The organism is Streptomyces sp. NPDC006743 (genome assembly GCF_040703815.1).
Lineage (GTDB): Bacteria > Actinomycetota > Actinomycetes > Streptomycetales > Streptomycetaceae > Streptomyces.
Window position 1 is genome coordinate 1 of the sequence record NZ_JBEYJA010000028.1, and the last position, 26,166, is coordinate 26,166.

Genomic DNA, 26,166 nt, shown 5'->3' on the forward strand with positions numbered 1-26,166 from the left:
TAGAGCGCGTCGACCTTGGACTTGACCTCGTCCTTGCTCGGCTTCTCACTCGGAGCCGCGTTGGCCGCCTGCGCGCTGATCGCGACGGCGGCGGCCGCCGCGGTGGTCAGCACGGTCACACGCGTGCGGCTGGGCTTTTTGGGTCGACGGTGAGACGCCACGGAAGCAAGCTCCTTCTTATGGGTGAACTCCCGTTCGGGAGTTCGAGTTTAAACCTAGTGACCTTGGTCCGGTGGCGCCATCGCTGCGGACAACTCGGCGTGAGGCAGTTCCGGGGCGCCTCGCCGACGCGTAACGTGGCGCCCCATGAAGATCCTCATCAGCGCCGACATGGAAGGCGCCACCGGTGTGACCTGGCCCGCCGACGTGCTGCCGGGGACGCCGCAGTGGGAGCGGTGCCGGTCGATGTTCACCTCGGACGTCAACGCCGCCGTGCTCGGGTTCTTCGACGGCGGCGCCGACGAGGTCCTCGTCAACGAGGCGCACTGGACCATGCGCAACCTGCTGCTGGAGGAGCTGGACGAGCGGGCGCAGATGCTCACCGGGCGCCACAAGTCGCTGTCCATGGTGGAGGGCGTGCAGCACGGCGACGTCGACGGCATCGCCTTCGTCGGCTACCACGCCGGCGCCGGGATGGAGGGCGTCCTCGCACACACCTACCTCGCCAACTCCCTCACCGGCGTGTGGGTGAACGACGTACGGGCCAGCGAGGGACTGCTCAACGCGCACGTCGTCGCCGAGTACGGGGTGCCCGTGGTCCTCGTCACGGGCGACGACGTGGCCTGCGAGGACGCGCTGGGCTACGCGCCCGAGGCGCTGAAGGTCGCGGTCAAGGACCACGTGTCGCGGTACGCGGCCGTCTGCCGGACGCCGGCCCGTACCGCCGCCGACATCCGCGCGGCCGCGGCGAAGGCCACGGCCCTGGCGGTGCGGGGCGAGCCCGTGCAGGGCGGCCCGTTCACCGTCGCGGTGGAGTTCGACGCCGAGCACCTGGCCATGGCCGCCACCGTGGTCCCCGGCGTGGCGCGCGCCGGTGAGCGCAAGGCCGTCTACACCAGCGCCACGATGTACGAGGCAATCCGCACCTTCAAGGCGGTCACCACGATCGCCTCGGCCGCCATCGAGGAGCAGTATGGCTGACGCGCAGGCACTGGACGAGGTCGTCCGGTTCACCTCCGAGCTGATCCGGATCGACACCACCAACCGGGGCGGCGGCGACTGCCGGGAGCGTCCGGCCGCCGAGTACGCCGCCGAGCAGCTGGCCGGTGCGGGGCTGGAGCCGGTGCTGCTGGAGCGCACGCCGGGCCGGACCAACGTCGTCGCCCGGGTCGAGGGCACCGACCCCTCGGCGCCCGCACTGCTCGTCCACGGTCACCTGGACGTGGTGCCGGCGCAGGCCGCGGACTGGAGCGTGCACCCCTTCTCCGGGGAGGTCCGCGACGGCGTGGTGTGGGGCCGGGGCGCGGTCGACATGAAGAACATGGACGCGATGATCCTGTCGGTGATCCGCTCCTGGGCCCGGCAGGGCCAGCGGCCGCGCCGGGACCTCGTGGTGGCGTTCACCGCCGACGAGGAGGCCAGCGCCGAGGACGGCTCGGGCTTCCTGGCCGACGAGCACCCCGAGCTGTTCGAGGGCTGCACCGAGGGCATCAGCGAGTCCGGGGCGTACACCTTCCACGACGGCGCCGGGCGGCAGATCTACCCGATCGCCGCCGGGGAACGCGGCACCGCCTGGCTGAAGCTGACCGCGCGCGGCCGGGCGGGGCACGGCTCCCGCGTCAACAAGGACAACGCGGTGACCCGGCTCGCCGCCGCGATCGCCCGGATCGGCGCCCACCAGTGGCCCCTGCGGCTCACCCCGACGGTCCGCGCCGCGCTCGACGAACTCGCCGCCCTGTACGGCCTGGAGGCCGACCCGCACACCGTGGACGCGCTGCTCGACAAGCTCGGCCCCGCCGCCCGGCTGGTGGAGGCGACGCTGCGCAACAGCGCCAACCCGACCATGCTGGAAGCCGGTTACAAGGTGAACGTCGTCCCGGGCGAGGCCGTCGCCCATGTCGACGGACGGTACCTGCCCGGTGGCGAGGAGGAGTTCCGCGCCACCCTGGACCTGCTGACCGGCCCGGACGTGGACTGGGAGTTCCACCACCGCGAGGTGGCGATCCAGGCGCCGGTCGACTCGCCGACGTTCGCCGCGATGCGGGCCGCCGTCGAGGAGTTCGCACCCGAGGGGCACGTCGTGCCCTACTGCATGGCGGGCGGCACCGACGCCAAGCAGTTCTCGCGGCTCGGCATCACCGGCTACGGCTTCTCGCCGCTGAAGCTGCCCGAGGGCTTCGACTACGACGCCCTGTTCCACGGAGTCGACGAACGCGTCCCCGTCGAGGCGCTGCACTTCGGTGTCCGCGTGCTCGACCGCTTCCTGCGGACGTCCTGAGCCAGTTGGGAGAAGGAAACAGTGCAGAGCCTGCCGTACGGTTCCTGGCCCTCGCCGATCGACGCGGCCCTTGCCGCCGCGCACGACGGCAAGCCGGAGTTCGTGGACTTCGTCGGCGACGAGGTGTGGTGGACCGAGCCGCGGCCCGCCGAGGGCGGCCGCCGGGCACTCGTGCGGCGGCGCGCCGACGGTGGCGAGGAGTCCGTGCTGCCGCCGCCGTGGAACGTGCGCAGCAGGGTCATCGAGTACGGCGGCCGCCCCTGGACCGGGACGGTCGCGGACGGGGTGGTGCTCGTCGTCTTCGTGCACTTCGCCGACCAGCGGCTCTACCGCTGGCAGCCCGGCGCGGGCGAGCCGGTGCCGCTCACCCCCCTGTCGTCGGTGGGCGGGGGACTGCGCTGGGCGGAACCGCAGGTGCGGGCGGAGCGCCGTGAAGTCTGGTGCGTGATGGAGGAGTTCACCGGTGAGGGCCCCACCGACGTCCGGCGCGTGCCCGTCGCCGTACCGCTGGACGGCTCGGCGGCCGGGGACCGGGGCGCGGTGCGTGAACTGACCGCGCAGCGCCACCGGTTCGTGACCGGACCGCGGCTGTCGCCCGACGGGCGGCGGGCCGCGTGGCTGGCCTGGGACCACCCCAGGATGCCCTGGGACGGTACGGAACTCGTGGTGGCCGAGGTGGACGCGGACGGCCGCCTCACCGCGCCCCGCACCCTCGCCGGCGGCCCCGAGGAGTCCGTGGCCCAGGCGGAGTGGGCGGCCGACGGCTCCCTGCTGTACGCGAGCGACCGCGGCGGCTGGTGGAACCTCTACCGCGACGGGCACCCGCTGTGCCCGCGCGAGGAGGAGTTCGGCGGGCCGCTGTGGAAGCTCGGGCAGCGCTGGTTCGCCCCGCTGGAGACCGGTCTCGTGGCCGTCGTGCACGGTCGCGGCGCCACCGCCCTCGGCATACTCGACCCGGAGACCGGCGAGGTCGTCGACGCGGCGGGCCCCTGGGGGGAGTTCGACGCCACGCTCGCGGTGCACGGCGAACGCGTCGTCGCCGTCGGCGCCGGACCGCGCGGCTCCCACGAGGTCGTCGAACTGGACACCCGCACCGGCCGGGCCCGGGTGATCGGCGCCGCCCACCGCGACCCGGTCGACCCCGCCTACTACCCACGACCGCGGGTGCGCACCTTCACCGGGCCGGGCGGCCGTGACGTGCACGCGCACATCTACCCGCCGCACCACCCGGAGCGCGCCGCGCCCGCCGGCGAGCTGCCCCCGTACGTCGTGTGGGCGCACGGCGGCCCCACCAGCAGGTCACCGCTCGTCCTCGACCTGGAGATCGCCTACTTCACCTCGCGCGGCATCGGCGTCGCCGAGGTGAACTACGGCGGCTCCACGGGGTACGGCCGCGAGTACCGCGAGCGGCTGCGCGAGCAGTGGGGCGTCGTCGACGTCGAGGACTGCGCGGCCGTCGCGCTCGCCCTCGCCGACGAGGGCACCGCCGACCGCGACCGGCTGGCGATCCGCGGCGGCAGCGCGGGCGGCTGGACCACCGCGGCCTCCCTGGCCGGCACCGACGTCTACGCCTGCGGCACGATCCTCTACCCGATCCTCGACCTGACGGGGTGGGGCTCGGGGGAGACTCACGACTTCGAGTCGCAGTACCTGGAGAGCCTGGTCGGCCCGCTCGCCGAGGTGCCCGAACGGTACGCCGAGCGCTCGCCCGCCGAGCACGCCGACCGGATCACGGCGCCGTTCCTGCTGCTCCAGGGGCTGGACGACGTGATCTGCCCGCCGGTGCAGTGCGAGCGGTTCCTGGCCCGGCTGAAGGGACGCGACGTGCCGCACGCCTACCTCACCTTCGAGGGCGAAGGGCACGGATTCCGCCGCGCCGACACCATGGTCCGCGCCCTGGAGGCCGAACTCTCCCTGTACGCCCAGGTGTTCGGACTCGACCCGGCCGGCCTGCCGGTGCTGGAGCTGGGCACGTGAAGGAACTCCTGCGCCCCGCCCGGCTCGCCCCGGGCGCCCGCGTCGCCGTCGTCGCCCCCAGCGGTCCCGTCCCGGAGGAACGCCTGCAGGCCGGCCTCGACGTACTGCGCGGCTGGGACCTGGACCCCGTGGTGGCGCCCCATGTGCTGGACCGCCACCGTGAGTTCACCTATCTGGCGGGCACCGACGCCGACCGGGCCGCCGACCTGCAGCAGGCGTGGTGCGACCCGTCGGTGGACGCGGTGCTGTGCGCCCGGGGCGGCTACGGCGTGCAGCGGATGGCCGACCTGCTCGACTGGGAGGCGATGCGCGCGGCGGGGCCCAAGGTGTTCGTCGGCTTCAGCGACATCACCGCGCTGCACGAGGCCTTCGCCGTGCGGCTGGGCCTGGTCACCCTGCACGGTCCGATGGCGGCCGGTGCCGACTTCATCAAGAACGCCCGGGCGCAGGAACACCTCAAGGCGACCCTGTTCGCGCCGGAGACGGTCCGCGTGATCTCCTCCGGCGGCACGGCCCTGGTCCCCGGGCGGGCCAGGGGGGTGACGCTCGGCGGCTGCCTCGCCCTGCTCGCCGCCGACCTCGGCACCCCGCACGCGCGGCCCTCGGCGGCCGGCGGCCTGCTGTGCCTGGAGGACGTGGGCGAGGAGACGTACCGCCTGGACCGTTACCTGACCCAACTGCTGCGCGCGGGCTGGCTGGAGGGCGTCGCCGGGGTGCTGCTGGGCTCGTGGGAGGAGTGCGGCGCGCCCGGCCGGGTGCGGGCGCTGCTGGCGGACCGGCTCGGCCCGCTCGGTGTGCCCGTCGCCGAGGACTTCGGGTTCGGGCACTGCGCGGGCGCGTCGACGATCCCCTTCGGAGTCGCCGCCGAACTCGACGCCCGGGCGGGGACGCTGACGCTGGACAGGCCAGCCCTGCGCTGAGCCGCGGGCTCCTCCTGCCGCTCACCGAATCTCCGTCAAGAAACCTCCGCCGCACCGATTGACGCGGCCCGACACGTGTCACACCATGGCTTGCCGACCGGTTACTTACCGGTTGGTAAGAGCTGCGGGCAGAAGGGGGCGCCGGCCGCCGGGGCCCCCTTCTGCCCGCAGGCCCAAGACGGGTTGTCGGCAGTCGCTCGCCCTCAGTGTGGAGGTCTCGTGTCCCGTCGTGCGCCCCGAACCCGCGCCGCCCTCGTCGTCTCACTCGCAGCCGCGCTGAGCGCGCCCCTGGCGCTCACCGCCCCCGCGGCGGCCGACGGCCAGTACGGTGTGACGCCGCTGAAGTTCACCGTCCGGGCCGGGGAACGCACCTGCACCGTGGACGCCGACCTGTACCGGCCGGCCGGCGCCGACCCGGCGCACCCCGCGCCCGCCGTGCTCGCCACCAACGGCTTCGGCGGGAGCAAGGACGACGGCTCCACCGACGCCATCGGCAAGGCCTTCGCCCGGCGCGGATACGTCTCGCTCGTCTACTCCGGCCTCGGCTTCGGAAAGTCGGGCTGCCTGGTCTCCCTCGACGACCCGGACATCGACGGCCGGGCCGCCTCCCAGCTGATCGACTTCCTCGGCGGCCGACGCGCCGCCGACGACGGCACCCGCGCCGACTACGTCACCCTCGACGGCAGGGGCGACCCGCGCGTCGGCATGATCGGCGGCTCCTACGGCGGCGCCGTGCAACTGGCCACCGCCGCCGTGGACCACCGGGTCGACGCCCTCGTCCCGATGATCACCTGGAACGACCTCGCCTACTCCCTCGACCCCGGCAACGCCGCCGGCGCCCCGGACCTGCCCGGCGCCTTCAAATGGCAGTGGACCAACGGCTTCTACCTCATGGGCGAGAGCCAGCCGCTGACCCAGCCCGCCCTCGACCCCTCCCGGATCAACTCCCTCACCTGCCTGCACTTCGTGACGCGGGCCTGCGACACCGTCCGCACCCTCGACTCGGGCCGCTACCCCGAGGACGCCACCCGGAGCCTGCTCTCCTACGCGCACAGCGTCTCCCCGGTCTCCTACCTCGACCGGGTGAAAGCGCCCACCCTGCTCGTCCAGGGCCAGGCCGACAGCCTCTTCAACCTCAACGAGGCCACCGCCACCTACCGGACCCTCAAGGCACAGGGCACCGAGACCAAGATGATCTGGCAGTCCTGGGGCCACAGCGGAGGCATGTCCGACCCGGCCGCCGGCGAGCTGAACCTCGCCCAGGGCAACCTGGAGACCAGCTACGTCGGCAGGCGCGTCCTCGCCTGGTTCGACCGCTACCTGCACCGCGACCAGAACACCGCAACCGGACCCGACTTCGCCTACTACCGCGACTGGATCACCGACCCCGCTCACACCTACGCGAGCGCGGACCGCCTCCCCGCGCCCAGCCGGACCCTGTACCTCTCCGGCGACGGCAGACTCGTCGACCGGCGCGACGAGGTCACCAGCGGCAGCCGCACCTACACCAACTGGCTCGTCCCCACCAGCCACTCGGAGAGCTCGCTGGCGGGCATCATCAACCTTCCCGACCCCGCCCCCTACGACCTCGCCGGCACCCACCTCGCCTGGACCAGCGAGCCGCTGACACGGGCCACCGACGTCGTCGGCGCACCCCGCGCCACCTTGCGGGTGCACTCCCCGAAGGCCGAGCGCACCCAGCGCTCGGCCGACGCCGCCGACCACCTCGTCCTGTTCGTCAAGCTCTACGACGAGGCGCCCGACGGCACCCGCACCCTCGTGCACCGGCTGGTCGCCCCCGTCCGCGTGCCCGACGTGACCCGTCCCTTCACCGTCACCCTGCCGGGCATCGTGCACCGCTTCGAGCAGGGGCACCGGCTGCGGTTCGTGATCGCGGCCAGTGACGACGCCTACTTCGGCAACCGCGGCGTCAAGCCGGTCACCGTGGTCAGCTCCCCCGAGGACACCGGGGTACTGCAACTGCCCGTCGTGCAGGACTGACAGGGGCCGGACGCCAGGGCGCCTCGCGTAAGGTGACGGCATGCCGCACACCGCGTCCCGCTACCTCGCCGAGGGGCCCCGCACGGGCATCCGTCCCTTCACCCAGGAGGACGGCCCCGAGTTCACCGCCCGGGTCCGCGAGAGCGCCGAGCTGCACCGCCCGTGGCTCTTCCCGCCCGCCACGGCCGAGGCCTACACCGCCTACGCGGGGCGGCTGATCGACGCGCAGGACAGGGCCGGCTTCCTCGTCTGCGAGAAGCCCGGCGGCGACCTCGCCGGTTACATCAACATCAACAACATCGTCCGGGGCGCCTTCCTCTCCGGCGCGCTCGGCTACGGCGCCTTCGCGCACGCCGCCGGACGCGGACTGATGAAAGAGGCCCTGACCCTCGTCATCGAGCACGCCTTCGGACCGATGGGACTGCACCGGCTGGAGATCAACGCCCAGCCGGGCAACACCGCCTCCCTCGCGCTCGCCCGCTCCTGCGGCTTCCGCCTGGAGGGCTACTCCCCGGACATGCTGTACATCGACGGGGCGTGGCGCGACCACGAACGCTGGGCGCTCACCGCCGGGACGCGGACTTCCGGTTGACCTTCATCGTGTCGAGGTCGGTGACGGTCGACCTCAGCTCGCCGAAACCGTAGCCGAGGCCGCGCAGGGTGCTCTCGGCCCGGTCCTCCGCGACGGCCGCCGCCATCTCCTCGCCGTCCCGGGCGTCCGACACCACGACGAAACGCATCGAGAAGTGCTTCAGCGGCGCCGCCTCGTAGGACAGCGTCCCCTCCTCGGTGAACCGCATGCTCATCATCCCGTGGTCGGCGGCCTCGGCGAGCAGCCGCGCCCGCGCCTCCTCGGTCAGCCCGGCCCAGGTACCCCGGACGATGACCCGGTAGGTGTGCTGCTCGCTCATCGCTTCTCGTGCTCCTTCGCCACCGCCCCGGCACACCAGCGCACCGGCGCGTCGCCGCGAACATGGTCGAAAGACCGACTCTACGACGCTCCGGCGGGCCCGCCCACCGCATTTCCGTCCACCGGACGCGGCGGCCCGGCGGGCGCCTTTGCGCAATCCTGACCGCCGGCGCCCCTGGTCAGCTCCCCGGCGGCCGGGTTCCATGGTGATCGTGACGACGATCCGACGCGAGGTACTGACGCTCCCCGCCGCACCCGTGGGCCCCGACAACCCGCTGCCCGCGCTGCGGCCCCTCGACGAGGCCCACCGCATCGACGACCGGGACAGGACCGGTCTGCCGTACGACATGGCCCGGCAGCTCGGCTACGCGCCCCTGCGCAGTGTGCTGCCCGCGCGGATCCGCGACGGCTACGGCAGAACACGCCGGCCCACCGGGATCGACGCCCTCGTCCTGGAGAACGACCGGCTGCGCGCCACCGTCCTGCCGGGCCTCGGCGGCCGGATCGCCTCCCTCGTCCACAAGCCCTCCGGCCGTGAACTCCTCTACCGCAACCCGGTGTTCCAGCCCGCCGACTTCGCCCTCAACGGTGCCTGGTTCTCCGGCGGCATCGAATGGAACATCGGGGCCACCGGCCACACCACCCTCTCCTGCGCGCCCCTGCACGCCGCCCGCGTCCCCGCCCCCGACGGCGGGGCCATGCTGCGCCTGTGGGAGTGGGAACGACTGCGCGACCTGCCCTTCCAGGTCGACCTGTGGCTCCCCGACGGCTCCGACTTCCTGCACGTCGGCGTCCGCGTCCGCAACCCGCACGAGCGGCCGGTCCCCGCCTACTGGTGGTCCAACACCGCCGTCCCCGAGGAACGCAGGATCCTCGCGCCCGCCGAGGAGGCCTGGCACTTCAGCTACGAACGCCGGCTGCGCCGGGTCCCGGTCCCCGTGCACGACGGCGCCGACCGCACCTACCCCCTCAACAGCCCGTACGCGGCCGACTACTTCTACGAGGTGCCGGCCGGGCGGCGCCGCTGGATCGCCGCCCTGGACGAGGACGGCACCGGCCTCGTGCAGACCTCCACCGACGTGCTGCGCGGCCGCAAACTGTTCGTCTGGGGCACCGGCCCCGGCGGGCGCCGCTGGCAGCAGTGGCTCACCGAGCCCGGCACAGGCGGCTACTGCGAGATCCAGGCCGGACTCGCCCGCACCCAACTGGAGCACGTCCGGCTGGAGGCGGAGAGCGAGGTGACCTGGCTGGAGTCCTACGGCCCGCTCGACGCACCGCCGCCGACGGGGGACTGGGACAGCGCCGTACGGCGCACCGAGGAGCGGCTGGAGGCCGTCCTGCCGCGCGCGGACGTCGAGGCCGCCCACGCCGCCTGGCGGCCGTACGCCGACGCCGAACCGGACGAGGTCCTCGCCACCGGATCCGGCTGGGGCGCCCTCGAGGTGCTGCGCGCCGGCTGGACACTGCCCGGCACGCCGTTTCCCGGGTCCACGATCACGGCCGCGCAGCAACCCTGGCGGGAACTGCTGCGCACCGGCTCCTTCCCCGAGCCGCGCCGGGCCGGCCCGCCCGGCGAGAGCCTGGTCGCCCCGCACTGGCGCGACCTGCTGGAGACGGCTCCCGCCACACCGCTCGCCGAGTACCACCTCGGGGTCGCCCAGTGGCACGCCGGTGACCGCGCGCAGGCGGTGCGCAGCTGGGAGCGCGCGCTCGAACTGGCCCCCTCCCCTTGGCCGTTGCTGCGCTGCCTGGCCGTCGCCGACCAGGAGACGGGCCACCACGAACGGGCCGCCGACCGCTACGCCGAGGCCTTCGACGACCTGTGCCACGAGCGGCGCGACCAGGGCGAGCAGTGGACCGCCGCCACCGCCGCGCTCGGCCGGGAGGCGATCGAGGCGCTGCTGCGGACCGGCCGGACGGCCGCCGCGCGCGCCGTGTGGGACCGGCTGTTCCCGGCGGTCCGGCAGCAGGGCCGGTTCCGGCTGCTGGAGGCGGAGCTGCTGCTCGCGGAGGGGGACCGCGACCGGGCCCGGGCGGTCTTCGAGGACGGCTTCGAGGTCGCCGACCTGCGGGAGGGCGACGAGCGGATCGGCCGGCTGTGGGAGCGGGTGGCGGGCGGGCCGCCGCCGCGGCGCTACGACTTCCGGATGCGGCCCGCGTGAGGATCAGCCGCGGCGGTCCACGTACTCGTACACCGACCCGTCCGGATGGACGGCGATCAGGTTGCGGCCCCCGGGCGTCGCGACCGGGCCCGCCACGACGCGGGCACCCAGCCCGGTCAGCACCCGCTGGGCCTCGTCGACGTCCGTGACGGCGATGGTCGCCGCCACCTTGCGCAGCACCTCCAGCTCGGCCTCGGGCCCGCTCATCAGCAGGAAGCAGCCGACGGCGGCCACCTCCACCCCGCCGCGCTCGAACCGGAGGGCACTGGCGCCCGCCAGACGTTCGTAGAAGGGGACCGCGGTTTCCAGGTCGTCGACGCAGACGCGCAGGCTGGTTCCCAGAATCTCCATACGGCAAAGCCTAGTTGGGCGCCGGGCCGGGGGAGATCGTCACGGGGGATCGCCGCGACCGGGCCGTACCGCCGTGTCGCGTACGCCTGTTCGGGTACCCGCCGGAACATGGAACGCTCGGAGCAACTGGAGAATCCGAAACGACCGGACCACCTGGGCCACTTGGACCACCTGGAACATCTGGACAAACACCTGGTGGAGGAACTGGCGCAGGTGGCGCGCGAGACGGTGCGCGACGAACTGCGTGAGCAGACCCGCAGGCAGCGCCGCACGGCCCTGCTGTACGCCGCGTCGGGCGCCGTCGCCCTGTACGCGGGCGCGGCCGTGGCGCTCGCCGCCGGTCTGGCCCTCGCCGTGGGGCTGCCCGGCTGGGCCGCCGCACTGATCACCGCGGCGGTCCTGGGCGCGGCCGCCTACGCGCTGCGCCGCGCGGCCCGGCCCGCCGCGTCCGGCCCCACGGTCCCCGGCCGGGCCGCCGGCTCCGCGATGCCGGGGACCGCCGCGCCGATGCCGGGGACCGCCGCGTCCCGGATGTCCGCGCAGCCGCCGGTGCCCCCGGCACCGCCCGTGCCGCCGATGCCGCAGAGCCCGCCCCGCGCGCCGGGCGCGTCCCGCCCGCAGGGCTCGGAGCGCGATTTCTGAACCGGCCGCGCACACCCGACGCGCACACGGAGGGCGCCCGCACCTGACCGTGCGGGCGCCCTCGTGCGGCCGGGCCGCCGCGCCGGCGGCCCGGCCCGCCGCTACGGCAGCTGCGGCAGCACCTTCGTGCGGTAGAAGTCGAAGAAGCCGCGCTGGTCGGCCCCGATCTGGTTGACGTAGACCCGGTCGAAGCCCGCGTCGGCGAACTCCTTCAGCGCGGCCACGTGCTGGTCCGCGTCGTCCCCGCACACCACGTTCTCGCGGACCATGTCCTCGGTGACCAGCGGCTCCAGCTGCTCGAAGTGGCGTGGCGTGGGCAGCACCTGGCCCATCTCGCCGGGCAGCTGCTCGTTGTACCACAGCTCGCGCACGGTGCGGACGCACTCCTCGCGGTCGTGCCCGAAGCACACCTTCGTGCCGCCGCTGACGAGCTTGGCCCCGCCCCCGCCCTTGCGGTACTGCGTGACCATCTCCTCGTCCGGCATCATCGTGATGTACCCGTCGCCCACGCGGGCGGCGAGCGAGGTCGCCTTGGGACCGAACCCGGAGACGTCGATGGGCACCGGTTCGTCGGGGACGGTGTAGAGGCGCGCGTTCTCCACGGTGTAGTAGGTGCCGTGGTGGTCGACCTCCTCGCCGGTGAACAGCCGGCGCATCACCTGGATCGCCTCCTCCAGCATCTCCAGACGCACGTGCGCCGGGGGCCACCGGTCGCCCAGGATGTGCTCGTTCAGGGCCTCACCGCTGCCGACGCCGAGCCGGAAGCGCCCCTCGGTCATGACCGCGCTGGTCGCGGCGGCCTGCGCCACCACCGCCGGATGCATCCGCACCGTCGGACAGGTGACGGCCGTCTCGACCGGCAGCGACACCGCCTCGGACAGTGCGCCGATCACCGACCACACGAACGCGCTCTGGCCCTGCGCGTCGTTCCATGGGTGGTAGTGGTCGGAGATCCACAGGGCCTGGAAACCGGCCTGCTCGGCCATTCTGGCCTGCTCCACCAGATCGGCGGGGCCGTACTGCTCGCAGGACAGGAAGTAGCCGTACTCGGGCATGGGCGGGACCTCCACGACGGGGGCGGGCGGGATCGCGGTCCCGAGTACCCGGCGGCGGGGCCGGAAACCGGCGGCGGCCTGCCCCGTCCCGCTCCGGGCCGGCGTGCGCCCCCCGCCCCCGGCTCAGGCCCGTCTCCCGCCCCCGGCTGACGTTTGGGTGCCCCGGCCGGGGGGACGCGGAGGGTTCCGCACCAGGTACGCGACAGCGCCGGAGGCGAACCGTGAGTCGACCCCGCATCGTGATCGTCGGCGCCGGTTTCGCCGGCTATCACGCCGCCCGGACCCTGTCCCGGATGTCACGGAACAGGGCCGACGTCACCGTACTGAACCCGACCGACTACTTCCTGTACCTGCCGCTGCTGCCCCAGGTGGCCGCGGGCGTCCTGGAACCGCGCCGGGTCGCCGTCTCCCTCTCCGCCGGCCTGCCCGGCGTCCGCCTGGTCCTCGGCGAGGCCGGCCGCGTCGACCTCGACGCGCGCACCGTGCACTTCACCGGCCCCGAGGGGGACCGCGGCACGCTCGGCTACGACCGGCTCGTGCTGGCGGTCGGCAGCGTCAACAAGCTCCTGCCCGTCCCCGGCGTCGCCGAGCACGCGCACGGCTTCCGCGGGCTGCCCGAGGCGCTCTACCTGCGCGACCACGTGACCCGGCAGATCGAACTGGCGGCGGCGTCCGACGACCGCGGGGACCGCGCCGCCCGCTGCACCTTCGTCGTGGTGGGGGCGGGCTACACGGGCACCGAGGTCGCCGCGCACGGAAAGATGTACACCGACGCACAGGTGCGCCGGCACCCGCTGCGCCAGGGGGTGCGGCCGCGCTGGATGCTCCTGGACGTCGCCCCCCGCGTCCTGCCGGAGCTGGACGAACGGCTCTCGCGCACCGCGGACCGGGTGCTGCGGCAGCGCGGCGTGGACGTCCGCATGGGCACCTCCGTGCGGGAGGCCACGCACGAGGGCGTGCTGCTCACCGACGGTGAGTTCGTGCCCACCCGGACCCTGGTGTGGTGCGTGGGCGTACGGCCCGACCCGCTGGTGGAGGGCACCGGGCAGCCGCTGGAACGCGGGCGGATCGTGGTGGACCCCTACCTCCAGGTGCCGGGACGGCCCGAGGTGTTCGCCTGCGGTGACGCGGCGGCCGTGCCGGACGTGTACCACCCCGGCGGCTTCACCCCGATGACCGCACAGCACGCCTGGCGGCACGGCCGGATCGCCGCGATCAACGTCGCCGCCTCGCTCGGGGTCTGCGCGCGGCGCCCCTACCGCCACCGGGACCTGGGATTCGTCGTGGACCTCGGCGGAGCGCGGGCCGCCGCGAACCCGCTGGGCCTCGCCCTGTCCGGCCCGCCGGCCGCCGCGGTGACGCGCGGCTACCACCTGGCCGCCATGCCGGGCAACCGGGTCCGGGTGGCGGCCGACTGGCTGCTGGGCGGCGTGCTGCCGCGCCAGGCCGTCCAGTTGGGGCTCGTACGGTCCTGGTCCGTGCCCCTGGACACAGCGTCGCCCGAGCTGGCGCGGGTGGGCGGCGGCCCGCAGGAGGGAGCGGCGGCGGACGCGGGTACGCGCACGGGAGCGGACGCGGAACCGTCCGGCGAACCGACGAGCGAAAGGATCACGGACATCATCGACAACACGGAGAAGACGCAGCTGGCGGGCGCGGAACCGGCGCCGCGCTCCCCGGGCCCACGGGCCACGCGGGACGGCCCCGCCCCCGGACCCGCCCAGAACCAGCCGGCCCCCGAACCCGCGAAGAACCAGCCGGGCCCGGAGCCCGCCAGGAATCAGCCGGGCCCGGAGCCCGCGAAGAACCAGCCCGGTCCGGAGCCCGCGAAGAACCAGCCCGGCCCGGAGCCCGCCAGGAAACAGCCGGGCCCGGAGCCCGTGGCGAAGAGCCGGCAACGCCCCGGACCCGCTGAGAACCGGCCGGGTCACGAGGCCGCCGGGCAGCACGGACACCATCCGGCCCCCGGGCCCGTCAAGCGTGCCGACATCCCAGCGGAAGGAGACTCATGAACCACGCCGAACTCGTCGACCTGGCCCAGCAGTTGCGTGTCGACAGTGTGCGGGCGGCCGCGGCGGCGGGATCCGGGCATCCCACGTCGTCCATGTCCGCCGCCGACCTGATGGCCGTACTCCTGGCCCACCACCTGCGCTACGACTTCGACCGGCCCGAGCACCCCGGGAACGACCGCTTCGTCCTCTCCAAGGGCCACGCCTCCCCGCTGCTGTACTCCGCCTACAAGGCCGCCGGCGCCGTGGACGACGGCGAACTGCTCACCTTCCGCAAGCTGGGCAGCCGCCTCGAAGGGCACCCCACGCCGCAGCGGCTGCCCTGGGTGGAGACGGCCACCGGCTCACTGGGCCAGGGCCTGCCCATCGGCGTCGGTATCGCACTGGCGGGCAAGCGCCTCGACCACGCCGACTACCGGGTGTGGGTGCTGTGCGGCGACAGCGAGATGGCCGAGGGCTCGATCTGGGAGGCCGCCGAGCACGCCGGGTACGAGCACCTGGACAACCTGACCGTGATCGTGGACGTCAACCGGCTCGGCCAGCGCGGCCCCACCCGGCACGGCCACGACCTGGACGCCTACGCCCGCCGCTTCCGCGCCTTCGACTGGCACACGGTCGAGATCGACGGCCATGACGTGGAAGCGATCGACCGGGCCTACGGCGAGGCGGTCTCCACCACGGGACAGCCGACCGCCATCATCGCCCGCACCCTCAAGGGCAAGGGCGTCAAGGCCACCGAGGACCGCGAGGGGCTGCACGGCAAGCCGGTCAAGGACGCCGACGAGGCGATCGAGGAACTCGGCGGGGTGCGCGATCTGCGCGTCCGCGTGCACGAGCCGCCGTCCGTGCGCTCGCTGCACGCCGTCGGGGACGGCAGCCTGGAACTGCCCCGCTGGGAGCGGGGCGAGGAGGTCGCCACCCGCGACGCCTACGGCAGGGCCCTCGCCGCGCTCGGCACCGCACGGGGCGACGTGGTGGCCCTGGACGGCGAGGTCGGCGACTCCACCCGCTCGGAGTTCTTCGCCAAGGAACACCCCGAGCGCTACTTCGAGTGCTACATCGCCGAACAGCAGATGGTCGCGACGGCGGTCGGGATGGCCCGGCGCGGCTGGGTGCCGTACGCCTCCACCTTCGCCGCGTTCCTGACCCGCGCCCACGACTTCGTCCGCATGGCCTCCGTCAGCGGCTCCGGGATCAACCTCAACGGCTCGCACTCGGGCGTGTCCATCGGCCAGGACGGGCCCAGCCAGATGGGCCTGGAGGACCTGGCCATGATGCGGACGGTGCACGGCTCGACCGTGCTGTACCCGTGCGACGCCAACCAGACCGCCAAGCTCGTCGCCACCATGGCCGGCCTGGACGGCATCCGCTACCTGCGCACCTCGCGCGGCGAGAGCCCGGTGCTCTACGGGCCCGACGAGGACTTCCCGGTCGGCGGCAGCAAGGTGCTGCGCTCCTCGGCCGAGGACCGGCTGACGATCGTCGCCGCGGGTGTCACCCTGCACGAGGCGCTGACCGCCGCCGACGCCCTCGCCGAGGAGGGCATCGCCGTGCGGGTCGTCGACCTGTACTCCGTCAAGCCCGTCGACCGGGCCACGCTGCGCAAGGCCGCCGAGGACACCGGCTGCCTGCTCACGGTCGAGGACCACCGGGAGGAGGGCGGCATCGGCGACGCGGTCCTGGACGCCTTCCTCGACGGACGGCCGGTGCCCCGGCTGGTCCGGCTCGCCGTCCGGTCCATGCCCGGTTCCGCCACGCCCGCCGAGCAGCTGCACGCCGCCGGCATCGACGCGGAGTCCATCGCCGCCTCCGCCCGGCTGCTGGTGGAAGAGGCGGTGGTGCGGTGAGCGGTGACGCACGCACCGTACGGGCCGGCCGGCGCACCGTCGAGGTGCACCGGCCGGAGAAGGTCCTCTTCCCCGCCGGCCCCGAGCCGGAGCACACCGACGGGGCGCACGGCGACAGGGAGTACACCAAGGGCGACCTCGCGGAGTACTACCGCAGCGTCGCCCGCTTCATGCTGCCCCATCTGCGCGGCCGCCCCCTGATGCTGGAGCGCCACCCGGACGGGCTGGACGGCCCCGTGTTCATGCAGAAGAACACGCCGGAGCACTATCCGGGGTGGATCACCCGCGTCGAGGTCGCCAAGGAGGGCGGCACGGTCACGCACACCGTCTGCGACGACGCCGCCACCCTGGTGTACCTCGCGGACCAGGCCTGCCTGACCCCGCACCGCTGGCTGTCGCGCGCCCCCGGTGTGGAGCGGCCGGACCGGATGGTCTTCGACCTCGACCCGGCCGGCGACGACTTCGAAGCCGTGCGCACGGCGGCCCGGCTGACGGGCGGCCTCCTCGACGAGCTGGGGCTGCCCTGCGCACTCATGACCACGGGATCGCGCGGACTGCACGTGATCGTGCCGCTCGACGGCAGGCTCGGCTTCGACCGGGTGCGCGAGTTCGCCGGGGACGTGGCCGAGCTGCTGGCCGCCCGCCACCCCGACCGCTTCACCACCGCCGCCCGCAAGAAGGACCGGGGCGACCGCCTCTACCTGGACGTGCAGCGCAACGGGTACGCGCAGACCGCCGTCGCGCCCTACGCGGTCCGCGCCAGGCCGGGCGCGCCCGTGGCCGTCCCCCTTTCCTGGGACCAGCTCGACGATCCCGCCCTCGGCCCGCGGCGCTGGACCATCGACGACGCCGCCGACCAGGCACGGACCCGGCCGTGGGCCGATGTGCCGGGACGGGGCCGCTCCCTGGGCCCGGCCCGGCGGCGGCTGGACGCACTGCTCGGTTGAGGTTTGGCCAACGAACCTGCGGCCACACGGAGAGGAGAGGTGGCCATGGCGAACACAGACGACTCAGAAGAGCCGCAGGAAACACGCAAGCCCCAGAGCAGACACGACGACCCTGAGCCTCAGAAGGCTCACAAGACCCGTAAAGCACACCCACCGCACCGACCACGACCGTCACGCAGCGAGAACGGTGACGACCGCGGCGAGACCCGCGGTGACGACGAAAGCGATGACGAGCGCGACGAGGAAAGCGACTACGAGCCCGACGACGACAGCGACTACGAGCGCGACGAGGAAGACCACGAGCGCGAGGACGACATCGACCACGACCAACGTACGACCGCGCGGCGGCCCCGTCCCATGGAGGTGCTGCGCGAGGCGCGCGCCCAGTTCGCGGAGCTGACCGGTCTGACCCCGGAGTCCGTCACGAGTTTCGAGCGGACCGAGGACGGCTGGTCCCTGGAGGTCGAGGTGCTCGAACTCGCCCGGGTGCCCGACACGATGAGTCTGATGGCGAGCTACCTGGTCGAACTCGACCCCGAGGGACAGCTCGACGGGTACCGGCGGCTGAGCCGCTACGAACGGGGCCGGGCCGACGCACACAGGTCCGGCGGCCGGTAGGCCGCCCGCCCCGGGTCGCACCGGCGGCACACACCCCCCGCACCGAACCGAGCACGGAAGCACATACAGACCCGCACACACATCCACTCACAGACAAGGAGGCACGGTCGGCATGACCGTTGTCCCGGCACAGACGTCCGGCGGTGGAGGCGGCAGCAGCGGCCTCTACGACGTACTGGAGCTCGTCCTCGACAGGGGGCTGGTGATCGACGCGTTCGTGAGGGTGTCCCTGGTCGGCATCGAGATCCTCAAGATCGACGTGCGCGTCGTCGTCGCCAGCGTCGACACGTATCTGCGCTTCGCCGAGGCCTGCAACCGGCTCGACCTGGAGGCCGGGCCGCGCAAGAGCCCCGGCCTGCCCGAGATCGTCGGTGAGGTCACCGAGTCCGGCGCGCGCGGCAAGTCCAAGGGCGCGCTGTCCGGTGCCGCCCAGACCGTCTCCGACGCCTTCAAGCAGGCCCGCTCCGAGAGCGAGTCCGAGTCCCGGCCGCGGCCGCGCAGGGCCTCCTCGGCGCGCCGGAAGGAGGAACAGGAGTGAGCACCTACGTCTACGGCATCACAGCGGCCGCGCACCCCGCGCCGCCCGAGGACCTCGCCGGCGTCGGCGACCCGCCTCGGCCGGTCCGCGTCCTGACGGCGGGCGAGCTGGCCGCCGTGGTCAGCGACGCGCCCGAGGGGCTGCGGCCCAAGCGCAGGGACCTGCTCGCCCACCAGAACGTGCTCGGCGCGGCCGGCGCGGAGGGCTGTGTGCTGCCCATGCGCTTCGGCAGCGTGGCCCCGGACGACGAGTCCGTCACCTCGGTGCTCACCGAGCGCGCCGAGCACTACAAGGAACGCCTGCGGGCCCTGGACGGCAAGGTCGAGTACAACGTCAAGGGCAGCCACGTGGAAGAGGCGGTCCTGCACCGGGTGATGTCCGAGAGCCCGGAGATCAGGGCGCAGGCCGAGGCCAACCGGCAGGCCGGTGGCGGAACGTACGAGGACAAGATCAGGCTCGGCGAGCTGGTCGCGGCGGCCGTCAAGGCACGGGAGGCCGAGGACGGCGACCTGGTGGTGCGGGCGATCGAACCGCACGCGGCGGCGGTGAGCGCCGGCCCGGAGTCCACCGGCTGGCTCGTCAACGCCTCCTTCCTGGTCGACCGCGACGAGGCGGCCGGCTTCCTGGAGGCCGTGGAGCAGGCCCGCAAGGACATGCCCCATCTCGAACTGCGCGTCAACGGCCCGTTGCCGCCCTACAGCTTCGTCGAGCCCGGCCCGGCGGAGCCGGCGGGCAGCGCGGCGGGAGCCGACGCGGGAGCGGAGTGAGGTCATGGGACTGATCTCGGAGGTGCTGCTGCTGCCGTTCGCCCCGGCGCGCGGCAGCGCCTGGGCGGTCAGACAGGTGCTGCGCGAGGCGGAGCGCATCTACTACGACCCGGCCGCGGTACGGGCCGAACTGGCACGGCTGGAGGAGCGTCTGGAGGCGGAGGAGATCACCGAGGAGGAGTTCGACCGCGAGGAGGACGCCCTGCTGGACCGGCTGGAGATCGGCCTGCGCGGTGGCGCGGGGACGGGTGAGGGGACGGCACGATGAATCGGATGGGACTCGGCCTCGCGGTAGGGGCCGGCTACCTGCTGGGACGTACGAAGAAGGCGAAACTCGCCCTGGCCGTCGGGAGCATGGTCGCGGGCAAGAAGCTGAATCTCGGGCCGCGCGCGATAGCCGACCTGGTCAACCAGCAGCTGAAGGACAACCCCCAGTTCAAGGAGATCGGCGACCAGTTGCGCCAGGACCTGCGGGGTGTGGGCAAGGCGGCCTCCGGGGCGATGGTCGAACGGCAGATGACCGCACTCGCGGACCGGCTGCACAGCCGTACGGCGCAGGTCCGCGACGAAGCGGCCGGCGTCGGGTCCGAGGGCGGCGGACGCACGTCCCGTGACGGCGGCGGACGACGGGCCGGCGAGGACTCCGAGGACGGGTCCGGCGACGAGCGCGAGGACGAGCACGCCGGCGGGAACGACGACGACTCCGAGGACGAGGAGGAGTTCGGGGACGGGTACGAGGACCGGGAGGGCCGTGAGGCCGGCGAGGAACCCGGCTCCGAGGACGCGTCCGGCCGGGAGCGCGACGGTGAGCGGCCCGCGCGGAAGGCCCCGGAGAAGAAGGCGCAGGCGCGCAAGGCACCCGCCAAGAAGGCGCCCGCGAAGAGGACCGCCGAGGCGGGTGCGGGGAAGACCGCCGGGGCGGCCGGCAAGAAGGCACAGTCCGGCGCGTCCGGCGCACCGGGCAGGAAGGCGGCGAAGAAGGCCCCCGCCAGGAAGACGGCGGAGGGGTCGAGGACGGCGGCCGGCAAGAAGACGGCCGCGAGGAAGACGACGCCGGCCCGCAGGGCGGCGAAGGGTGGCGGTGACCGATGACCGAAGCCCTCGGATCCGCGACCTCCGCGGCCGGCAAGGCCGCGGGCGGCGCGGCCAGGAAGAGTCCGCTGACCGATCTCGCCCACAGCGAGGCCGCCGACCGGCTCAAGGGGGAGGCGCAGGAGTACCTCACCGCCCAGGCCGAGCGGCTGCTCGCCGGTTTCGGCCGCAAGCTCGGCGAGACCACCGGGAAGCTCAACGACATCGCCGAGGGCAACAGCCCCGGCTTCGCGAAACTCGCCCTCGAAGGCGGCCGGAAGATCGCCGAGGGGAAGGGACCGGTGCGCTCCGCCCTGGAACTCGGCGCCTCGCACGCCAAGGACAAGGTGATGGGCGCGGTCAAGGGCCTCGGCGGCGGCAAGGGCTCGCGCAAGAGCGGCAGCGGGAACAAGCCCACCGTCATCGTCGAGTCCGTCGACGTCGGCGTCTCCCGGCGCACCGCGTACGACCAGTGGACCCGGTTCCAGGACTTCAGCACCTTCGCCAAGGGGGTCAAGAGCGCGAGCCGTGCCGACGACACCCACTCCGACTGGCAGGCGAAGATCTTCTGGTCCAGCCGCAGCTGGAAGGCGCACACCACCGAGCAGATCCCCGACTACCGCATCCAGTGGACCTCCGAGGGCGCCAAGGGCACCACGAAGGGCGTCGTGTCCTTCCACCGCCTCGACGACGACCTCACCCGCGTCCTGCTCGTCATCGAGTACTACCCCAGCGGTCTGTTCGAGAAGACGGGCAACATCTGGCGCTCCCAGGGCCGCCGGGCCCGGCTCGACCTGAAGAACTTCGCCCGCTTCATCACCCTCAAGGGGGAGGCGGAGGACGGCTGGCGCGGTGAGATCCGCGACGGCGAGGTCGTCCGCAGCCACGACGACGCGGTGGCGGAGGAGGAAGAGGAGAACGGCGGGGAGCCGGAGGGCGAGGAGCACGAGGACGAGGAAGAGGAGGAGAACGGCGGGGAGCCGGAGGACGAGTACGACGAGGACGAGGAAGAGGAGGAGGACGGCGGGGAGCCGCAGGACGAGTACGACGAGGACGAGGAGGCGGAGGAAGAGGAGGAGCCGTACGACGAGGAGGGCGAGTACGAGGACGACGAGGAGTACGAGGACGACGAGGAGCCCGAAGGCGGTCACAAGGACCGGGCCGAGCCCGAGGACGACGAGGACGAGGCCGAGTACGAGTACGCCGAGGGCGGGAGCCGTCGATGACGATGCCGAGCAGGCTGCCGGAACCGTACGGCCCGAGCAGCGGAGCCAACCTGGCCGACATCCTGGAACGGGTGCTCGACAAGGGTGTGGTCATCGCCGGTGACATCCGGATCAACCTGCTCGACATCGAACTCCTCACGATCAAACTCCGGCTCGTCGTCGCCTCGGTCGACAAGGCCAAGGAGATGGGCATCGACTGGTGGGAGAGCGATCCCGCCCTCTCCTCCCGGGCCCGCCGCGACGAACTCGCGCGGGAGAACGCCGAGTTGCGTGAGCGGCTGGCCCGGCTGGAGGAGCTGGGACTGGAGCAGGGCAGCGGCACCGGCGCGAGCGCGGGCACCACAGACCGTACCGACCGCACCGAGCGTGCGGGCCGTACCGTCCCCAAGGAGGCACCATGACCGGACTGCGGTACGTCTACGCCGTCTGCCGCCCCCTCGGGGCGCCCCTGCAGGCGCAGTTGACCGGCGTCGCGGGCGCGCCGGCCAAACCGCTGGCGCACCACGGCCTGGTCGCCGTCGTCAGCGAGGTACCGGAGCGGGACTTCTCCGAGGAGGCGCTGCGCGCCCGCCTGGAGGACCTGGACTGGCTCGCCGCCACCGCCCGCGCCCACCAGGGCGTCATCGACGCGCTCACCGTCGTCACGACCCCGCTGCCGCTCCGGCTGGCCACCGTCTTCCGGGACGACAGCGGGGTACGCGCGATGATCGAGTCCCGGGAGGAACACTTCCGCCGCGCCCTGGAGCGTCTCCAGGGGCGGGTGGAGTGGGGCGTCAAGGTGTACCTGGAGCCCGAGCGGCGCGAGGAGGCGGCGGTCTCCGCACCGGCGGACAGACCCGCGTCCGGCCGTGACTACCTGCGCCGGCGCCGGCAGGAGACCCGGGCCCACGAGGACCTGTGGGAGCGCGCCGAGACGTTCGCCACGCGGCTGCACGCGAAACTGTCGGCGTTCGCCGAGGAATCGCGGCTGCACGCCCCGCAGAACCCCGCGCTCTCCGGGGCCGCCGGGCGCAATGTGCTCAACGCGGCCTATCTGGTGCCGCGGACCCATTCCGAGGAGTTCGTGGAACTGGTGGACCGCACGAAGGACGACGCGCCCGGGCTGCGGGTGGAACTCACGGGTCCCTGGGCGGCGTACTCCTTCGCCGGGGAGAGCGCGGAGGAAAACCCCGGCAGCCTTGGCGAAGGAGCGGCGGAGAAGCCCGGGGAAGGCGCGGAGCGCAACCCCGGGGAGAGCGGAGGAGGCGGCGCACAGGAGGGTGCGGCCGGGCCGCGCGCCGGCACCGTGCCCCCGTCGCCGCGGGGGGAGCGGGCATGACGGTCGTGGAACGCCGTGAGGTCGCCCTGGTCGACCTGCTCGACCGGCTGCTGGCCGGCGGCGTCGTGATCACGGGCGACGTCACCCTGCGCATCGCCGACGTGGACCTCGTCCGCATCGACCTGAACGCGCTGATCAGCTCGGTGAACGCGCAAGTTCCCTCACCCTTCGAGGCCCTGGAGGAGCCGTCGTGACCGCGCGCAAGCATCTCGAACTCGAACCCGACACGGTGGAGCGGGACCTGGTGAAACTCGTCCTCACCGTGGTCGAACTGCTGCGCCAGCTCATGGAGCGGCAGGCGCTGCGCCGCTTCGACGTGGGGGACCTGACCGAGGAGCAGGAGGAGCGCATCGGCCTGACGCTGATGCTGCTGGAGGACCGTATGGCGGAGTTGCGGGACCGCTACGGCCTGCGGCCCGAGGACCTGAACCTGGACCTCGGGCCGCTGGGACCGCTGCTTCCCCGGGAGTGAGGGAATTCCTTTTCTCATCCGCCGGATCCCCTTTCACCGGATCCCTTTCACGGATTCACCGGAATCCCTTTTCCTCCTCTGTCACCTGTACCGCGTGTACCGCTACCACCTGTACCAGCGGCCCCGGCCACCGGACGCGGACGTCCCGCGGACCAGGAACCCGAGCAGCCAGACGACCAGCACCGCCAGTGCCACCCACCACAGCACCTTCACGGCGAAGCCGATCCCGAAGAGGACGATCGCGAGAAGCAGAACGAGCAGAATGGGAACCATCATGACCTCCTGCTCCCCGGGTCTCCCGGAAAGCGGGAATCAGGCATCCCCGCCGGCTCGCCGGGACGCTTCTCAGGCGTGTGCGGGGTCCTCCTTGCGGCACAGGATCTCCCCGTGCAGGACCGCGAACCAGCCGTCCTCCCGCCCGCCCCACTCGCGCCACGCCCCGGACACCGCCCGCAGCCGCTCCTCGGTGGCGTGGCCGCCCCCGGTGGCCCGCTCCGCGTAGGCGGACGCCACCGTGCGGTCGGCCCACAGCCCGCTCCACCACTCCCGCTCGTCGCGGGTGGCGTACGTCCAGGTGCTGGAGCCGGCCGTGACCTGGGGCTCCGTGAACCCCGCCCGCAGGGCCCAGGAGCGCAGCCGGCGGCCGGCGTCCGGTTCCCCGCCGTTGGCGCGGGCCACCCGCCGGTACAGCTCCAGCCAGTCGTCCAGCCCCGGCACCCGCGGGTACCAGGTCATCGCGGCGTAGTCCGCGTCCCGGACCGCGACGAACCCGCCGGGCTTCGTCACCCGCCGCATCTCGCGCAGCGCCGCCACCGGGTCGCCGACGTGCTGGAGCACCTGGTGGGCGTGGACCACGCAGAACGTGTCGTCCGGGTAGTCCAGGGCGTGCACGTCCGCCACCGCGAAGTCGACGTTGTCCAGTCCCCGCGCGGCCGCCGTGGCGCGGGCCTGTTCCAGGACGCCCGGCGCCCGGTCGACGCCCGTCACGTGCCCGTCGGGGACCAGTTCCGCCAGGTCGGCGGTGATGGTGCCGGGACCGCAGCCGATGTCCAGGATCTTCATGTGGGGCTTGAGCGAGCCGAGCAGGTAGGCCGCCGAGTTGGCGGCGGTGCGCCAGGTGTGCGAACGCAGCACGGACTCGTGGTGCCCGTGCGTGTAGACGGCCGTCTCCTGCGGTTTCGGCATGGCGGTACCCCTTCTCGTCACCGGCCGCCCGGACGGGCCGCGCGGCCCCGGGTCGGTACGGATCACGGTACGCGCGCATGCCGAATGATGAGACCTGCGTATTGCCATGTGGACAGGCGGCCCGTCAGGGGCGGCCGGGCCGCCTGCTCAGGCGGGCGGCAGCGGGCGGTACACCGTGAGCGCGCCGGGCAGCTTCTCCACGCGTACCTCGCCCTCCACCTCGGTGACCTCGCCGTCGTAGGCGAGGAGCGTCCCCGGCGCCAGGCCGTTCAGGCGCAGCCGGGGCAGTTGGACGGCCGCGTGCGCGGGGGACCGGGTCAGCGGACCGGCGAACGCGGCCGACAGCAGCCGCAGGGCGGGCCTGCGGCCCCCGTGCACCACCCGCACGTCGAGCATCCCGTCGGCCAGGTCGAACCGGCGGCCCGGCGCCAGGCCCATGCGGTGGTAGGTGCCGTTGCCGGCGAACAGCAGCCACAGCGGGCGGCGGCGGCCCTGGACCTCCGCCTCCACCGGATGGCGGTCCGCCCGCAGCACCCGCACCGCCGCCAGCACCCCCGCGGGCCAACCGCCGATCCGGTCCGTCCAGCGCTCGCGCTCACGCACCAGCTCCGGGTACACCCCGAGGCTGAAGGTGTTGAGGAAGACGCCCTCCCCCCGCGCGGAACTGAAGCGGCCCACGTCCACCCGGACACCCTCGCCCCGCGCCACGGCCCGGCCCAGATCGCGGGCGTCCTCCACCCCGAGGTCGTACGCGAAGTGGTTGAGCGTGCCGCCCGGCAGCACGGCGAGCGGCAGGCCGTGGCGCAGCGCGGTCCCGGCGGCGGTGTTCACGGTGCCGTCGCCGCCGCACACCCCGAGCACCCGGGCCCGGCCCGCGGCCTCCTCCAGCGCGTCCGGTATGCCCTCCGGCTCGCACTCGACGACCTCCGCCTTCGGCAGCACGTCCCGCAGGGCCCGGGCCCGCTCCGCGGTACCGGAGGCGTTGTTCGCCACGAGGACCAGGCCCTCGCCCTCCGGGAGCGCCGGGACGTCGGCCCGCGGCCGGGCCGGCGGCACGATCTGGGCGCGGGCCGGCACCAGCGCCCGTACGGCGAACGCGGCCCCCGCGCCCAGGGCCGCCCCCGCCAGCACGTCGCTCGGGAAGTGGACGCCCGTGTAGACACGGGAGGCCGCCACCGAGAAGGCCAGCGGGGCCACCGCCGCGCCCCACGCCGGGGACTCCAGGGCGACACCGGTCGCGAAGGCGGCGGCCGAGGCGGCGTGGCCGGACGGGAAGGACGTGGTGATCGGCTGCCGCCCCAGCCGGCGCACCAGCGGCACCGGATCCAGGGAAGGCCGCGGCCGGCGCACCGAGCGCTTGCCGAGCGTGTTGACGGTCAGCGAGGCCAGGCTCAGCGAGGCCAGGCCCCGCACCGCGGCCCGCCGGGCGCGCGGGGTGCGGCTCGCCGCGACCGCCGCCGCCGTCGCGAACCACAGCACCCCGTGGTTGGCGCTGCGGCTCAGCCGGGGCAGCACCGGCTCGGCACCGGGCCAGCGGCGTCCCGCGGCCGCCCGGAACAGCCACGAGTCGGCGGCGAGCAGGCGGGTCACGGCGGCGCGGGCGGCGCTGCCCGGCGCGCTGGCCGGGACGGTGAGGTCGACGTCAGGGCTCATACAGGCACCGTTACCCTGAAGCGGCCGTTTCTTGTGCGCGGGTCGTACCCGGCCGTGCGCGCA

The 26,166-nt window shown here is 73.6% G+C and carries 26 protein-coding genes and 1 pseudogene; 21 read left to right on the top strand and 6 right to left on the bottom strand.

What is annotated here, in order from left to right:
- Nucleotides 1-306: 306 nt before the first annotated feature.
- The 6 genes from ABZ719_RS22355 (at nucleotide 307) to ABZ719_RS22380 (ending at nucleotide 7,927) form a co-directional block, all read left to right on the top strand.
- Nucleotides 307-1,140, top strand: coding sequence for a M55 family metallopeptidase (locus ABZ719_RS22355; RefSeq protein ID WP_366726935.1), 834 nt, complete (start codon nucleotides 307-309; stop codon nucleotides 1,138-1,140).
- Nucleotides 1,133-2,437 (top strand): M20/M25/M40 family metallo-hydrolase, encoded by a 1,305-nt coding sequence (locus tag ABZ719_RS22360; protein ID WP_366726936.1) that lies wholly within the window; start codon nucleotides 1,133-1,135, stop codon nucleotides 2,435-2,437. Before ABZ719_RS22355 ends, ABZ719_RS22360 begins: the two co-directional genes overlap by 8 nt.
- Nucleotides 2,438-2,458: 21 nt before the next feature.
- Nucleotides 2,459-4,414, top strand: a complete 1,956-nt coding sequence (locus ABZ719_RS22365) for a prolyl oligopeptidase family serine peptidase (RefSeq protein ID WP_366726937.1) — start codon at nucleotides 2,459-2,461, stop codon at nucleotides 4,412-4,414.
- The gene (locus ABZ719_RS22370) at nucleotides 4,411-5,334 is read left to right on the top strand and encodes an LD-carboxypeptidase (RefSeq protein ID WP_366726938.1); all 924 of its coding nucleotides are present in this window, start codon (nucleotides 4,411-4,413) and stop codon (nucleotides 5,332-5,334) included. The genes ABZ719_RS22365 and ABZ719_RS22370 overlap by 4 nt, the downstream gene beginning before the upstream one ends.
- A gap of 219 nt (nucleotides 5,335-5,553) precedes the next feature.
- On the top strand, nucleotides 5,554-7,335 hold the full coding sequence (locus ABZ719_RS22375; protein ID WP_366726939.1) for a CocE/NonD family hydrolase: 1,782 nt from the start codon (nucleotides 5,554-5,556) through the stop codon (nucleotides 7,333-7,335).
- Between the two features lie 40 nt (nucleotides 7,336-7,375).
- Nucleotides 7,376-7,927 carry a GNAT family protein gene (locus ABZ719_RS22380; RefSeq protein ID WP_366726940.1) on the top strand — a complete coding sequence of 184 codons (552 nt, stop codon included), beginning with the start codon at nucleotides 7,376-7,378 and terminating at the stop codon, nucleotides 7,925-7,927.
- On the opposite strand, the gene ABZ719_RS22385 is transcribed toward ABZ719_RS22380, so the two are convergent.
- The gene (locus ABZ719_RS22385; RefSeq protein ID WP_037858184.1) at nucleotides 7,899-8,246 is read right to left on the bottom strand and encodes a DUF6204 family protein; all 348 of its coding nucleotides are present in this window, start codon (nucleotides 8,244-8,246) and stop codon (nucleotides 7,899-7,901) included. The two genes, ABZ719_RS22380 and ABZ719_RS22385, sit on opposite strands and share 29 nt — an antisense overlap.
- A gap of 202 nt (nucleotides 8,247-8,448) precedes the next feature.
- On the opposite strand from ABZ719_RS22385, the gene ABZ719_RS22390 reads away from it, so the two are divergent.
- Nucleotides 8,449-10,407 carry a DUF5107 domain-containing protein gene (locus ABZ719_RS22390; RefSeq protein ID WP_366726941.1) on the top strand — a complete coding sequence of 653 codons (1,959 nt, stop codon included), beginning with the start codon at nucleotides 8,449-8,451 and terminating at the stop codon, nucleotides 10,405-10,407.
- Nucleotides 10,408-10,410: 3 nt separating this feature from the next.
- Here ABZ719_RS22390 and ABZ719_RS22395 read toward each other — a convergent pair whose 3' ends face one another.
- Nucleotides 10,411-10,758, bottom strand: coding sequence for a VOC family protein (locus tag ABZ719_RS22395; RefSeq protein ID WP_366726942.1), 348 nt, complete (start codon nucleotides 10,756-10,758; stop codon nucleotides 10,411-10,413).
- A gap of 153 nt (nucleotides 10,759-10,911) precedes the next feature.
- Between ABZ719_RS22395 and ABZ719_RS22400 the strand changes: the two genes are divergently transcribed.
- Nucleotides 10,912-11,400: a phage holin family protein gene (locus ABZ719_RS22400; protein WP_366727009.1), complete on the top strand. Its 489-nt coding sequence runs from the start codon at nucleotides 10,912-10,914 to the stop codon at nucleotides 11,398-11,400.
- Between the two features lie 101 nt (nucleotides 11,401-11,501).
- On the opposite strand, the gene ABZ719_RS22405 is transcribed toward ABZ719_RS22400, so the two are convergent.
- Nucleotides 11,502-12,455 carry an LLM class F420-dependent oxidoreductase gene (locus ABZ719_RS22405; protein ID WP_366726943.1) on the bottom strand — a complete coding sequence of 318 codons (954 nt, stop codon included), beginning with the start codon at nucleotides 12,453-12,455 and terminating at the stop codon, nucleotides 11,502-11,504.
- 221 nt (nucleotides 12,456-12,676) lie between these two features.
- Between ABZ719_RS22405 and ABZ719_RS22410 the strand changes: the two genes are divergently transcribed.
- The 13 genes and pseudogenes from ABZ719_RS22410 to ABZ719_RS22470 all read left to right on the top strand — a co-directional run bounded on the left by ABZ719_RS22410 (nucleotide 12,677) and on the right by ABZ719_RS22470 (nucleotide 23,265).
- A complete protein-coding gene (locus tag ABZ719_RS22410; protein WP_366726944.1) occupies nucleotides 12,677-14,464 on the top strand; it encodes an FAD-dependent oxidoreductase in 1,788 nt (595 codons plus the stop codon).
- Complete coding sequence (locus ABZ719_RS22415) at nucleotides 14,461-16,308, top strand: transketolase (protein ID WP_366726945.1); 1,848 nt, start codon at nucleotides 14,461-14,463, stop codon at nucleotides 16,306-16,308. Before ABZ719_RS22410 ends, ABZ719_RS22415 begins: the two co-directional genes overlap by 4 nt.
- Nucleotides 16,305-17,255 carry a non-homologous end-joining DNA ligase gene (gene ligD / locus ABZ719_RS22420; RefSeq protein ID WP_366726946.1) on the top strand — a complete coding sequence of 317 codons (951 nt, stop codon included), beginning with the start codon at nucleotides 16,305-16,307 and terminating at the stop codon, nucleotides 17,253-17,255. Before ABZ719_RS22415 ends, ligD begins: the two co-directional genes overlap by 4 nt.
- 315 nt (nucleotides 17,256-17,570) lie before the next feature.
- Nucleotides 17,571-17,873: a gas vesicle protein gene (locus tag ABZ719_RS22425; protein WP_366727010.1), complete on the top strand. Its 303-nt coding sequence runs from the start codon at nucleotides 17,571-17,573 to the stop codon at nucleotides 17,871-17,873.
- A 112-nt stretch (nucleotides 17,874-17,985) separates the two neighbouring features.
- The gene (locus tag ABZ719_RS22430) at nucleotides 17,986-18,411 is read left to right on the top strand and encodes a gas vesicle structural protein GvpA (protein WP_366726947.1); all 426 of its coding nucleotides are present in this window, start codon (nucleotides 17,986-17,988) and stop codon (nucleotides 18,409-18,411) included.
- On the top strand, nucleotides 18,408-19,178 hold the full coding sequence (locus ABZ719_RS22435; RefSeq protein WP_366726948.1) for a GvpL/GvpF family gas vesicle protein: 771 nt from the start codon (nucleotides 18,408-18,410) through the stop codon (nucleotides 19,176-19,178). Before ABZ719_RS22430 ends, ABZ719_RS22435 begins: the two co-directional genes overlap by 4 nt.
- A 4-nt stretch (nucleotides 19,179-19,182) precedes the next feature.
- Entirely contained in the window at nucleotides 19,183-19,446 is a 264-nt protein-coding gene (locus ABZ719_RS22440) for a gas vesicle protein GvpG (protein ID WP_037858196.1), read from the top strand.
- Nucleotides 19,443-20,270: a hypothetical protein gene (locus tag ABZ719_RS22445; RefSeq protein WP_366726949.1), complete on the top strand. Its 828-nt coding sequence runs from the start codon at nucleotides 19,443-19,445 to the stop codon at nucleotides 20,268-20,270. The genes ABZ719_RS22440 and ABZ719_RS22445 overlap by 4 nt, the downstream gene beginning before the upstream one ends.
- On the top strand, nucleotides 20,267-21,475 hold the full coding sequence (locus tag ABZ719_RS22450) for an SRPBCC family protein (protein ID WP_366726950.1): 1,209 nt from the start codon (nucleotides 20,267-20,269) through the stop codon (nucleotides 21,473-21,475). Before ABZ719_RS22445 ends, ABZ719_RS22450 begins: the two co-directional genes overlap by 4 nt.
- Nucleotides 21,472-21,876 carry a gas vesicle protein gene (locus ABZ719_RS22455; RefSeq protein WP_366726951.1) on the top strand — a complete coding sequence of 135 codons (405 nt, stop codon included), beginning with the start codon at nucleotides 21,472-21,474 and terminating at the stop codon, nucleotides 21,874-21,876. Before ABZ719_RS22450 ends, ABZ719_RS22455 begins: the two co-directional genes overlap by 4 nt.
- Nucleotides 21,873-22,628: pseudogene (locus ABZ719_RS22460) on the top strand (GvpL/GvpF family gas vesicle protein); the annotation flags it as partial. The gene ABZ719_RS22455 and the pseudogene ABZ719_RS22460, both read left to right, overlap by 4 nt.
- 161 nt (nucleotides 22,629-22,789) lie before the next feature.
- Nucleotides 22,790-22,987, top strand: a complete 198-nt coding sequence (locus ABZ719_RS22465) for a gas vesicle protein (protein WP_037858204.1) — start codon at nucleotides 22,790-22,792, stop codon at nucleotides 22,985-22,987.
- Entirely contained in the window at nucleotides 22,984-23,265 is a 282-nt protein-coding gene (locus ABZ719_RS22470) for a gas vesicle protein K (RefSeq protein WP_037858205.1), read from the top strand. Before ABZ719_RS22465 ends, ABZ719_RS22470 begins: the two co-directional genes overlap by 4 nt.
- Before the next feature lie 102 nt (nucleotides 23,266-23,367).
- Here the strand turns inward: ABZ719_RS22470 and ABZ719_RS22475 are convergent, their stop codons facing one another.
- From ABZ719_RS22475 to ABZ719_RS22485, 3 genes are all read right to left on the bottom strand, one after another.
- On the bottom strand, nucleotides 23,368-23,538 hold the full coding sequence (locus ABZ719_RS22475; protein ID WP_037858208.1) for a hypothetical protein: 171 nt from the start codon (nucleotides 23,536-23,538) through the stop codon (nucleotides 23,368-23,370).
- A gap of 72 nt (nucleotides 23,539-23,610) precedes the next feature.
- A complete protein-coding gene (locus tag ABZ719_RS22480) occupies nucleotides 23,611-24,450 on the bottom strand; it encodes a class I SAM-dependent methyltransferase (RefSeq protein ID WP_366726952.1) in 840 nt (279 codons plus the stop codon).
- Nucleotides 24,451-24,597: 147 nt separating this feature from the next.
- Nucleotides 24,598-26,103: a phosphatase PAP2 family protein gene (locus ABZ719_RS22485; RefSeq protein WP_366726953.1), complete on the bottom strand. Its 1,506-nt coding sequence runs from the start codon at nucleotides 26,101-26,103 to the stop codon at nucleotides 24,598-24,600.
- Nucleotides 26,104-26,166 lie beyond the last annotated feature (63 nt).

Coding starts and splice junctions, on each gene's coding strand:
- ABZ719_RS22355 (WP_366726935.1), top strand. CDS start 307: ATGAAGATCCTCATCAGCGCCGACATGGAAGGCGCCACCGGTGTGACC.
- ABZ719_RS22485 (WP_366726953.1), bottom strand. CDS start 26,103: ATGAGCCCTGACGTCGACCTCACCGTCCCGGCCAGCGCGCCGGGCAGC.
- ABZ719_RS22475 (WP_037858208.1), bottom strand. CDS start 23,538: ATGGTTCCCATTCTGCTCGTTCTGCTTCTCGCGATCGTCCTCTTCGGG.
- ABZ719_RS22385 (WP_037858184.1), bottom strand. CDS start 8,246: ATGAGCGAGCAGCACACCTACCGGGTCATCGTCCGGGGTACCTGGGCC.
- ABZ719_RS22455 (WP_366726951.1), top strand. CDS start 21,472: ATGACGATGCCGAGCAGGCTGCCGGAACCGTACGGCCCGAGCAGCGGA.
- ABZ719_RS22415 (WP_366726945.1), top strand. CDS start 14,461: ATGAACCACGCCGAACTCGTCGACCTGGCCCAGCAGTTGCGTGTCGAC.
- ABZ719_RS22395 (WP_366726942.1), bottom strand. CDS start 10,758: ATGGAGATTCTGGGAACCAGCCTGCGCGTCTGCGTCGACGACCTGGAA.
- ABZ719_RS22360 (WP_366726936.1), top strand. CDS start 1,133: ATGGCTGACGCGCAGGCACTGGACGAGGTCGTCCGGTTCACCTCCGAG.
- ABZ719_RS22445 (WP_366726949.1), top strand. CDS start 19,443: ATGAATCGGATGGGACTCGGCCTCGCGGTAGGGGCCGGCTACCTGCTG.
- ABZ719_RS22405 (WP_366726943.1), bottom strand. CDS start 12,455: ATGCCCGAGTACGGCTACTTCCTGTCCTGCGAGCAGTACGGCCCCGCC.
- ABZ719_RS22390 (WP_366726941.1), top strand. CDS start 8,449: ATGGTGATCGTGACGACGATCCGACGCGAGGTACTGACGCTCCCCGCC.
- ABZ719_RS22450 (WP_366726950.1), top strand. CDS start 20,267: ATGACCGAAGCCCTCGGATCCGCGACCTCCGCGGCCGGCAAGGCCGCG.
- ABZ719_RS22465 (WP_037858204.1), top strand. CDS start 22,790: ATGACGGTCGTGGAACGCCGTGAGGTCGCCCTGGTCGACCTGCTCGAC.
- ABZ719_RS22380 (WP_366726940.1), top strand. CDS start 7,376: ATGCCGCACACCGCGTCCCGCTACCTCGCCGAGGGGCCCCGCACGGGC.
- ABZ719_RS22440 (WP_037858196.1), top strand. CDS start 19,183: ATGGGACTGATCTCGGAGGTGCTGCTGCTGCCGTTCGCCCCGGCGCGC.
- ABZ719_RS22480 (WP_366726952.1), bottom strand. CDS start 24,450: ATGCCGAAACCGCAGGAGACGGCCGTCTACACGCACGGGCACCACGAG.
- ABZ719_RS22430 (WP_366726947.1), top strand. CDS start 17,986: ATGACCGTTGTCCCGGCACAGACGTCCGGCGGTGGAGGCGGCAGCAGC.